The sequence below is a fragment of the Nocardioides sp. AE5 genome (assembly GCF_031844485.1).
Lineage (GTDB): Bacteria > Actinomycetota > Actinomycetes > Propionibacteriales > Nocardioidaceae > Nocardioides.
Genome location: NZ_JAUZVI010000005.1, coordinates 234,500 through 244,067, shown reverse-complemented (window position 1 = coordinate 244,067; position 9,568 = coordinate 234,500). Strand labels below are relative to the sequence as shown.

The 9,568-nt window shown below is 69.2% G+C and carries 13 protein-coding genes; 7 read left to right on the top strand and 6 right to left on the bottom strand.

Annotation, left to right across the window (positions count from 1 at the left end; all coding sequences use genetic code 11):
• On the bottom strand, positions 1-548 hold a 548-nt coding region (locus Q9R27_RS10175; RefSeq protein ID WP_311252264.1), incomplete at its 3' end, for a hypothetical protein.
• Positions 549-639: 91 nt separating this feature from the next.
• On the opposite strand from Q9R27_RS10175, the gene Q9R27_RS10170 reads away from it, so the two are divergent.
• On the top strand, positions 640-936 hold the full coding sequence (locus Q9R27_RS10170) for a hypothetical protein (protein WP_311252263.1): 297 nt from the start codon (positions 640-642) through the stop codon (positions 934-936).
• A complete protein-coding gene (locus Q9R27_RS10165; protein WP_311252262.1) occupies positions 936-1,817 on the top strand; it encodes a hypothetical protein in 882 nt (293 codons plus the stop codon). The genes Q9R27_RS10170 and Q9R27_RS10165 overlap by 1 nt, the downstream gene beginning before the upstream one ends.
• A gap of 36 nt (positions 1,818-1,853) precedes the next feature.
• Here Q9R27_RS10165 and Q9R27_RS10160 read toward each other — a convergent pair whose 3' ends face one another.
• The gene (locus Q9R27_RS10160) at positions 1,854-2,309 is read right to left on the bottom strand and encodes a YbaB/EbfC family nucleoid-associated protein (protein WP_311252261.1); all 456 of its coding nucleotides are present in this window, start codon (positions 2,307-2,309) and stop codon (positions 1,854-1,856) included.
• Positions 2,310-2,713: 404 nt separating this feature from the next.
• On the opposite strand from Q9R27_RS10160, the gene Q9R27_RS10155 reads away from it, so the two are divergent.
• Positions 2,714-3,247: a cysteine dioxygenase family protein gene (locus Q9R27_RS10155; protein WP_311252260.1), complete on the top strand. Its 534-nt coding sequence runs from the start codon at positions 2,714-2,716 to the stop codon at positions 3,245-3,247.
• Positions 3,244-3,666 (top strand): rhodanese-like domain-containing protein, encoded by a 423-nt coding sequence (locus Q9R27_RS10150; protein ID WP_311252259.1) that lies wholly within the window; start codon positions 3,244-3,246, stop codon positions 3,664-3,666. Before Q9R27_RS10155 ends, Q9R27_RS10150 begins: the two co-directional genes overlap by 4 nt.
• Positions 3,667-3,683: 17 nt before the next feature.
• On the opposite strand, the gene msrB is transcribed toward Q9R27_RS10150, so the two are convergent.
• Positions 3,684-4,082 carry a peptide-methionine (R)-S-oxide reductase MsrB gene (gene msrB, locus Q9R27_RS10145; RefSeq protein WP_311252258.1) on the bottom strand — a complete coding sequence of 133 codons (399 nt, stop codon included), beginning with the start codon at positions 4,080-4,082 and terminating at the stop codon, positions 3,684-3,686.
• A gap of 100 nt (positions 4,083-4,182) precedes the next feature.
• Here msrB and Q9R27_RS10140 point away from each other — a divergent pair, with 100 nt between their 5' ends.
• Positions 4,183-5,262, top strand: a complete 1,080-nt coding sequence (locus Q9R27_RS10140) for a DNA polymerase domain-containing protein (protein ID WP_311252257.1) — start codon at positions 4,183-4,185, stop codon at positions 5,260-5,262.
• A 194-nt stretch (positions 5,263-5,456) separates the two neighbouring features.
• A complete protein-coding gene (locus Q9R27_RS10135) occupies positions 5,457-6,464 on the top strand; it encodes a hypothetical protein (RefSeq protein ID WP_311252256.1) in 1,008 nt (335 codons plus the stop codon).
• Positions 6,465-6,476: 12 nt separating this feature from the next.
• Here Q9R27_RS10135 and Q9R27_RS10130 read toward each other — a convergent pair whose 3' ends face one another.
• From Q9R27_RS10130 to Q9R27_RS10120, 3 genes are all read right to left on the bottom strand, one after another.
• Positions 6,477-6,737 (bottom strand): hypothetical protein, encoded by a 261-nt coding sequence (locus Q9R27_RS10130; protein WP_311252255.1) that lies wholly within the window; start codon positions 6,735-6,737, stop codon positions 6,477-6,479.
• A gap of 84 nt (positions 6,738-6,821) precedes the next feature.
• Positions 6,822-7,352, bottom strand: coding sequence for a hypothetical protein (locus Q9R27_RS10125; RefSeq protein WP_311252254.1), 531 nt, complete (start codon positions 7,350-7,352; stop codon positions 6,822-6,824).
• The gene (locus Q9R27_RS10120) at positions 7,345-8,472 is read right to left on the bottom strand and encodes an ATP-dependent DNA ligase (protein WP_311252253.1); all 1,128 of its coding nucleotides are present in this window, start codon (positions 8,470-8,472) and stop codon (positions 7,345-7,347) included. Before Q9R27_RS10120 ends, Q9R27_RS10125 begins: the two co-directional genes overlap by 8 nt.
• 428 nt (positions 8,473-8,900) lie before the next feature.
• On the opposite strand from Q9R27_RS10120, the gene Q9R27_RS10115 reads away from it, so the two are divergent.
• Entirely contained in the window at positions 8,901-9,536 is a 636-nt protein-coding gene (locus tag Q9R27_RS10115; protein ID WP_311252252.1) for a hypothetical protein, read from the top strand.
• Positions 9,537-9,568: the final 32 nt, after the last annotated feature.

Genomic DNA, 9,568 nt, shown 5'->3' with positions numbered 1-9,568 from the left:
CAGCCAGCGTTGGTGGCCCAGCAGACCACGGAGGCCACGATCATCGCCCGCAGCGGCGCGGACACCTGCCCGGTGAACTCGATGCGGTGGACCAGCTTGCCGAAGGCCGGTGCGGTGGAATCCTGGTGGATCGTCGCGACCGGGGTGTCGCTGTGGTCGAAGGCCTCCCACCGCCGTCCCCGGAATGTGTGGCCCATCGGCGCACCCGTGGCATCGACGAGCTCGGTGGGCACCTTCATCCGGAACCGGCCGCTGGTCTGACCGGTGCCCACTGCCTCCCCTGCCGAAGTGCTCACCCGGAAGGCGAACTGCACGTCCCAGCCCCGCTCCAGGTTGATCTCGTAGTGGCTGGTGCCGTCGGGATCCACGACGACGAAGTCGGTCCCTGGCCTGCGGTGCTTGTCCAGCACGGTGAACAGGTTGCGCCAATCGGGATCCGGCGATCGGAACTTCGCCAGGGCGACGATCCCCGAGGGGTCGTGGATCTCGAAGCTCATCCCGGCGGTACGAAGGATGCGGATCTGGTCCGCGCCGAACAGGGTGCTCATCGGGCGCATTCCTGGGCAGCCATCGTTTTGTCCTCCGCAGAATGGGGTACGCCGTGTGCGACGGCGAAACTATCAGGTGGAGGATGACGGTATGGGTCGAGTGGATCCCGCGGCGCTGAGAGACTTGGCGCCCCAGTGGACGAATGCAGTGGAGCCGCACCTGGACCGGGCCATCCGCGAGGTCGCCAAGACGGAACTGGTCCACTTCGCCAACTTCACCGTGGTCGCTCCTTCCCTGGCCAGCACTCATGTGGTGGTGGAGAACTTCATGCAGCGTGAGCTGGAGCGCAAGAGTAATGACGTGGCGGATTTCAACAGCCGGCTGGTGACCACGGCCGACAACTGGTGCGATGCCGAGGAAGCCAGCACCGTCGAGGAGGGTTGCTGATGTCCGGCTCCAACCCGTTCACCGCCGGCCAGGAACTGGCCGTCACCGCACTGGTGCTCAATACCGGGGGTGCGATCGCCTTCCCGGCAGCATGGCCGATCGTCACCGAGGTCTTCCAGTTGCAGAGCGACCCCGGGGCGGTGTACGACGCGGGGATGGCCTGGCTTGCCGCCGGCGACGAACTCGCCCGCGCTGCCACCGAAGCGCATGCCATTGCCGATGCGACTGCGCAGGCCTGGGAGGGCCCGGACCACGACGCCTATGACACCAAGGCCCGCGAGTTCGCCCTGCAGTTGACGATGGATTGCATGGTCGCGATGACCACGGGCCTGATCCTGGTCGGCTTCGCGGTGCTTCTCTTCGTGGCGATCATGGTGGCCTTCACCATCGGGACGACACTCTCGATCTGTGCGGTGATCTATTGGGCGATGCTGTCGAGCGTCGTCGCAGCCCCGGGCGCCGCTGCCTTCCAGGCCGAGGTGACGGCATTGTGCGGCATGGCGAAGACGGTGCTCACCTTCTCCACCAAGGCCCTGACCTTGATGAGCCACAGTGCATCGGTGGCCATCGGGGCGATGGTGACCGGGAACGTGGTCGTGCAGTCCTTCACGGGGAACCCCGAGGTGATCGGAGACCTGGCCAGCGGCGCAGTGGACAGTATCGCCACGATCACCGCTGGGCTGATGTCCTATGCCCTGTTCCGGGGTGTGGCTCCGGGGATGGGGCAACTGGGACCGACCATCTTTGGTGTCGGAGGGATGACCGCAGGTGGTGTCGGCACCGGGGATGGGCCGATCGCGCCGGGCCTGAACCCGTTCAGCTGGCCGGGTTACTTCGTCACGCCCGAGCACGGGGACGGGCAACCGGACCACCGCAGGTGAGGTGACCCGGGCCCGGCAGCGGCTCCCGGAGCAGATTCAGCGTTGCTGTGACTGGCGCTGGAAGCGCTCGACCACGTCCTGCACCTCTGCCGATCCGCGGGAGAAGGCCTGGCTCAGTTCGCGCAACTGTCCCATCGCGGCGGCCATGTCGACCTGCGGGGCATCGATGTCGAGGTCGTCCATCAGTTCGCGGCGCTTCTGTTCCCAGTCCTCGCGGGCTGCCCTGGACAGGGCAACGATCTCCTCGGCCAGATCGACCGACGGCTTGCGCATGGCCTTGGGATCGATGACCAATTCCTGCAGGCCGGACCCGTTCGCCTTGGCAGTGAGGAGGCCGTCGTCGCTTTGGGCGGCGCCCACGACCTCCGCGAGGCGCTCCCGCGCTTCGCGGGCCTGCTCGGCACGCTCCTGCGCCTGGGCGAACAACGCCTGCGGATCGATGCCGGATCCCGTGGGCGTGTCGAGTGAGTCGAAGGGCGTTGTGTCCACCATGTGTGCGGTCCTCCCGAGCGCAGTGCCTGTCGTCGCCGATCGTACGGCGTGCCCCCAGCGGCCGCACCACGGCATGGGAGGGAGCCGCGCCATCGGACGACCCGCACATCCGCCACAGGGTGAGACGCAGTTGTGCTTGCCGGCCGGGCCGCGGCAGACTGGACTCATGACCTCGATCATCGACACCCGCACGGCGCTCACCGGCGCTGCCTGCGCGTGTTGTCGTTTCGCCTGAGCCCCCTTCGCCAGCGAAACCCGCGCCTGTTCCGGCGCCCTCCCGAGAGTCCCACCCATGATCCTTGCCATCCGGCGTCGCCACGTCGACCTGCTTCGCACCGCCAGTGACCTGTGTTGGTCGATGTCTGCTCCCAGCACCGACATCGACCACCACAGGAGAACCCATCATGACCGCATTGACCGTACTGCCCCTGCTGCAGGCACTGCGTGACTTCGCAGACGACCCCGACCTGCTCCACCTGCACGACCCGCACTCCCTCCAGCGCCAGCGCACCGAACTGGTGCGCGACGACGACCTCCAGATCTGGCTGATCACCTGGCCTCCCGGGGCCGAGACCGGATGGCATGACCACGGAGCTGCTGCGGGCGCGTACACCACCCTGGCCGGGCGGCTGACCGAGCACAGCTGGGACGGTGCCGAGCACGTGCGCAGCATCGGCACCGGTGACGCGTGGGCGTTCGCTCCCAGCCACATCCACAACGTCGCCAACCTCGGCGCCGTCGCGGCGACCTCGGTCCATGCCTACTCGCCCCGACTCGAGGCCATGACCCACTACGAGAAGGCCGGCAGCTGCTTCGAGCCGATCGGGGTCTCCGACTCCGGTCCGCGCACCGTCCTGCGTCGGAACCCGGACCCACGACGTACGACGGGGAGCGGCGCCTCCTGGAACAGTGCTGACCGCCGGGGCGGCGCGCGATGACGGCGATGACGGTCCAGCGCTTCGAGGAGATCTACTTCGACGGCGTCGCGGACATGGTCGCCCACGCGCGCAGCAGCCTGCGCCGGACCAGCGCGCGGGCGGCCTTCCAGGAGGCGATCGCGGGCACCGGCGTGATCATCGACATCCGTTCCGAGCGCCAGCGCGCCGCCCAGGGCGCGGTACCCCCGCTGCTCGGCGCCGTGGTGGTGGAGCGCAACGAACTGGAGCCGCGCCTGGATCCGCGCAGTGCGACCCGGTTGCCGTTCGCCGACCATGCAGCGCGGGTCATCGTGCTGTGCAGCGACGGCGAGGCGTCCTCACTGGCGGCGGCCTCGTTGCGCCAGCTCGGGGTGGCGCAGGCGACCGACGTCATCGGTGGCTTCGCTGCCTGGTGCGAGGCCGGGATGCCGGTCGGCTGACGTGCTGACCGGACCGTTCAGCCCCGCGGCTCCAGCGTCAGCGAGATCGAGTTGATGCAATAGCGATCCCCGGTGGGGGTGCCGAACCCGTCGGGGAAGACGTGGCCGAGGTGCGAGCCGCAGTTGGCGCAACGCACCTCGGTCCGCTGCATGCCCAGGGTGTTGTCCTCGAGGTATTCGATGGTGTCGCTGATCGGCTGGTAGAACGACGGCCACCCGCAGCCGGAGTGGAACTTCGTGTCGCTGGTGAACAACTCCACCTGGCAGGCCCGGCAGCGGTAGACACCGGTCGTCTCGGTGTCGGTGTATTCGCCGACGAACGGGCGCTCGGTGCCGGCCTGGCGGAGCACGGCGTACTCCTCGGGAGTGAGTTGCTCGCGCCACTCGGCGTCGGACTTGTCGACCTGGTAAGCCATGCCTCCCACAGTACGCCGCAGCGCAACGCGGCCGGCGGGGCGCACGGATCCGTCACGTGCGCAGGGATGCGGACGCGCGCCGGTTCGGTAGCGTGGGGACATGGCGAGGACTCCGGCAGCAGAGGTCGACGCAGGTGGGCGCGCGGTGCGGGTCTCCAGCCCGGACCGGATCATCTACGAGCCGACCGCGACCACGGCAGCAGTGACCAAGGTGATGGTCGCCGAATATTTCGCGGCGGTCGGGGACGGCCTGATGCGCGCGCTCCGGGAACGGCCCACGGCGCTGGAGCGCTGGCCCGGCGGCGTACGCGAGGGGATGAAGCTGGCCACCGGGCCGGCGGACCGCAATGCGGATGCGTTCTACCAGAAGCGGGTGCCCAAGGGCGCGCCCGACTACCTGGAGACCGCCACCATCACGTTCCCCTCGGGGCGCACCGCGGACGAGATCTGCCCGACCGAGATCGCGGTGCCTGTCTGGTGCGCGCACATGGGCACGCTGACCTTCCACCCGTGGCCGGTCCGTCGGTCGGACGTGGACCGCCCGGACGAGTTGCGGATCGATCTGGACCCCCAGCCCGGTACGACGTTCGCGGACGCGGTCCGGGTCGCCGGCCTCGCCCGCGAGCTCTTCGAGGAGATGGGGATGACCCCGTTCGTCAAGACGTCGGGCAACCGTGGTGTCCATGTCTTCGTTCGGATCGAGCCACGCTGGGAGTTCGCCGACGTGCGCCATGCTGCGATCGCGTTCGGTCGGGCGCTGGCCGAGCGCGACGACCAGGTGACGGTGAACTGGTGGAAGGAGGAGCGGGGCGAGCGGATCTTCGTCGACTTCAACCAGAACCTGCGCGACCGGACCATCGCCTCGGCGTACTCACTGCGCCCGCTGCCCGGTGCTCCGGTCTCGACCCCGCTGACCTGGGCGGAACTGGCCGAGGTCGACGACCCGGCGGCATACAACCTCTTCACCGTCCCGGACCTGGTCGCCGATCGGGGTGACGCGTGGGAGGGGATCGATGAGGCGGCGTATTCGCTGGAGCCGCTGCTGGAGTTGTGGGAGCAGCATCCGGTGGAGCTCAACTTCCCGCCGGACCATCCGAAGATGCCCGGCGAGCCGCCCCGGGTCCAGCCGAGCAAGAAGGTCGCTGAGCACTGGGATCCGGCGGGCAACCGAGTCGAGTGAGGGACGAACGAGCGATTGTGTCCGCCCATGAGTACAGCTGCAACCGAGTCGAGTGAGGGACCGTCCCAGGAAATGAAGCATTTCCGGCACCAGACGCCGGAAATGCTTCATTCCTCGGGTGCGATGCGGGGGTTCTCCACAGGCGCCCGGAAGAGGGTTGTCCGGGTCCGCTCCGCTCGTCGAGACTCGAGCCCATGGACATGGTGGCGGTCGAGGAACTCCAGGCGCGCCAGGCCGGAGTGATCGCTCGGCGCCAGGTGCTCGCGCTCGGGGGAGACGACAACGACATCGAGCGGATGATCCGGCGGCGCGCCTGGGCGCGGGTGCTGGCTGGCTGCTACGTCGACCACACGGGCCACCCCACCTGGGAACAACGCGCCTGGGCTGCAGTGCTCGGCCACGCGCCGGCCGTGCTCGCTGGCGCCTCGGCTCTGGTCGCGCACGGCCTGCGCACCCGGTCGGGTCCGCGCTCGGTCGACGAAGCGCTCGAGATCGCTGTCGATGCCTCCCGGTGTCCCCGGCCGGCTGCCGGCCTGCGGATCCGGAGGATCAAGCACCTGGACCGACTGGCCCAGTGGCACCTCGGGCCGCCGCGGATCCGGCTCGAACCAGCACTGCTGGACGTGGCGTCCCGGGCTCGCGACGAAGCCGGCGCGGTGGCCGTCCTGGCGGACGCCTGCCAGCAACGACGTACGACGCCACGGCGGCTCCTCGACGCACTGGCGACGATGCGCGGCCTGCGCAGGAAGAAGCTGCTCCGGGAGATCCTGGCCGACGTCGACTCCGGCGCCTTCTCGGTGCTCGAACGGCGCTACCTGGTGCAGGTGGAGCGGAGGCATGGCCTGCCGAGCGCGACGCGCCAACGGGTGGTGCGCACCGGCCGGACGACGACCCATCGAGACGTGGACTATCGCGACCAGCGGACGATCGTGGAACTGGACGGCAGGCTCGGCCACGAGTGGAGCGCGGACCGCTGGGCCGACCTGGACCGGGACATCGCCAGCGCCGTCGAGGAGGCGATCACCTTGCGGGCCGGGTGGAAGCAGGTCCTGGAGCCGTGCCGCCTGGCGATGGCGGTCGGGGCGGTGCTGCGGGCACGGGGATGGCAGGGGCAGGTGCGCGGGTGCGGACCCGGATGCCCTGCCGCGGCTGGAAACAGTGAAGCCTTTCCGGCACCAGGTGCCGGAAAGGCTTCAGCGTGAGTCGACTGGACGTCAGCCCTTCTTGCTGCCCGCGCCCTCGAAGACGCCGATCAGCAGGATGGCGGCGATGATGGCGACGATGGAGCCAAGGATGTTGAGCTCCCAGATGTCGCCGGTGCCCAGCCAGCTGGCGACGAGCCCGCCGATCAGTGCGCCGGCGACGCCGAGCACCAGGGTCATCACGACGGTCAGGTTCTGGCGTCCGGGCTTGATCAGGCGTGCGACCACTCCGACGAAGAGTCCGAAGCAGATGAGGCCGATGACGTTGAACATGGTTCCCTCCTCAGGTCGACCGCCGGTCAGCGGTCCTTCCCACGGTAGTGCCTTGCGGCCGGATCGAATGCGTCGCCGGGCCGGTCAGGGCGTGTCGGATTCCTCGTGCTCGAGCAGGTGCAGCACCGGGACGCCGAGCTTGCGCCGGGCCTGCGAGGTCCAGTCGACGTGGAAGAACTCGGCGACCACGTGGGGACGGGTGACGATGATGGCCTCGCGGGCATCCACTGCCTTGACCACCTCGGCCAGGGCGTCGATCGGCGGCCCGTGGACCACCTGGCCCTCGGCCTGGACCCCGGCCGCGCGATAGCGCTCCAGGGTCAGGTCCAGGTCGGCCTGGGACTGTTCGAGGCACTCGCGACGGACCTCAGCCAGGTCTTCCTCGCTCATCGCCAGCGCGGGGGAAGTCATCACCTCGCCGGTGGCCAGGGCTCCCATCGCCGACTCGATCCGTGCCGCAGCGTCCTCGACCGGGACCAGGACGTGGTAGACGACCTGGTCGGCGATCTCGTTGTGCAGGGCCACTGCCTGGGCCGCGTCCTGCTCCGACACGGCGTGCTCCACGAGCAGGACGACGTCGTAGGTGCCGATCCCGTCATCGATGCGATCAGTCATGACTACCTCCCGGGGTTGTCCCAAGGATCCTACTCAGGTCGTGGCCGGCCGGCTCCTCCAACTGGTCATAGCCGCACGAGGCCGGGTCGCGGTCGGGCCGCCACCGCTTGAACTGTGCGGTGTGGCGGAACCGGCGCCCCTCCATGTGGTCATAGCCGACCTCGACCACCCGCTCGGGACGCAACGGCGTGAACGAGAGGTCCTTGCCGGCGCTCCATCGGGACTGGGTGCCGGGGACCCGGTCGGGGTTGGCGGTGAGGAACTCCTGCCACCGGCCCCAGGGGTGGTCGGCGATGTCGCAGACGAGCGGCTGCAGTTCGGCGATCAGTTCGGCCCGGCGGGCCGCGGTGAAGGAGGCCGCGACGCCGATGTGCTGCAGTTCGCCGTCGGCGTACAGGCCGAGCAGCAGGGAGCCGAGCAATGGCTCCTCGGGGGTGGAGGTCTTGTGTTCGCGATAGCCGGCGACCACGACGTCGGCGGTGCGGGCGTGCTTGAACTTCAGCATGGTGCGGACGTTCTCGGCGTACGGCGCGGCCAGCGGCTTGCCGATCACCCCGTCCAGGCCGGCACCCTCGAACTCGGAGAACCAGCGCTCGGCCTCGACCGGGTCGGTGGTGGTGCGGGTGAGGTAGCAGGGGCCGGCCAGGTCGGCCAGTGCCTCCTCGAGCGCGGCACGGCGCTCGGCGAAGGGCCGATCGACGTACGCCGTATCGCCCAGCGCCAGCAGGTCGAACGCGACGTACCCGGCGGGGGTCTCCTCGGCGAGTCGGGTGATCCGCGAGGCGGCCGGGTGGATGCGCTCCTGGAGCACCTCGAACTCCAGGCGGGGCAGGGCGCCCGGGCGGGTCTGCGCGACGAAGAGTTCGCCGTCCAGCACGCATCGGTCGGGGAGTTGCGCGCGGGCGGCCTCGACGACCTCGGGGAAGTAGCGGGTCAGCGGCTTGGTGTTGCGCGAGGTGAGCTCGACCTCGTCACCGTCCTTGAAGAGCAGGCAGCGGAAGCCGTCCCACTTCGGTTCGAAGAGCAGGTCGCCGTGGCCGCCGGCGGCCGCCTTGGTGATCGGTGCCTTGACCGGCTTGGCGAGCATCGGGCGCACGGGCGGCATCACGGGGAGATCCATGAGCCGATCGTCTCAGGTCTGTCGCCACGGCGTACGGCTGGAGGGACGGGAATCGCGCCGGACCCTCCTGCTCGCGGTGGTGCGTGCCCGACGCCCATCGCCCACAGTTGGCGCGCAGATGTGTCGGCCTCGTGGTGGTGCGCATCGTTCGCCCTTGCGGGGAGCGACGGAATGTCCCATGATCGAGGCTCGTCTCACGCGGGACCACCGATCGCGTCCTGCGGACAGGAGCTTGGATGAAGGCCGTTCAGATCGCGAGTGTCGTCCTGGCCGCTGGGCTGCTCGTTGCCTGCGATGGGGATTCCGAACCTAGCGCTGCCCCGGTGACGGCAGCGAGTGAACCGGCACTGCCCACCCACGGGTCGTCGCCCGGGTCTCCGGGGTCGATGCCAGCGCCGACCGCCGATGTGGCGACCGGTTCCGGCTGCATGCCAACCCCCGATGACCCGCCGTCGGAGATTCCCAATGGGGCAGAACTGCCCCGGACCGCCGTCGGTGACCTGGACGGCGACGGGCGTGACGATCAGTTGACCACGTGGCGACTCACCCTCGGTGACGACGAAGTGATCCACCATCTCCGGGTGGTGACTTCCTCGGGCAAGGTCGTGGAGGGTGAGTTGAGCGAGGCCAGCGCAATGGCCGACGTGAGGCCGTTGGGGACGATCCCGGTCGGGGACGGGAAGTGGGCGGCGTTGGTCGTCGAATCGGCCGGGGCCTCGGGCGAGAACATCGCGCTGTGGGGCTTGCACGCCTGGCCCGATGACCCCTGTTCCCTGGGTCGCCTCACGATCGCCGATGACTCGGCCGAACTCACCTTCCCGATCGGTGGGACGGTTGGCCAGGTCAGCGGGCTGCGCTGCACCGAGGTCGACGGCATGCCAGCGCTGGGAATCACCACTGCCACCCAGGAGTCGGGCGGGGACACCTATGCCTGGCAGGAGCAACGGGTGCAGTGGTCCGGGGCCGGTGCGCTCCGTGGGGCCGGCACTGATTCGGGTTCGGTCGCGGTCGATGGGCTGGATCAGTATGCAGGTCTTGACTGTCCCGGGATTTCGCTGGAGTGAGGCCCACCTGGCGGCTCCCGGTGAGCCGGAGC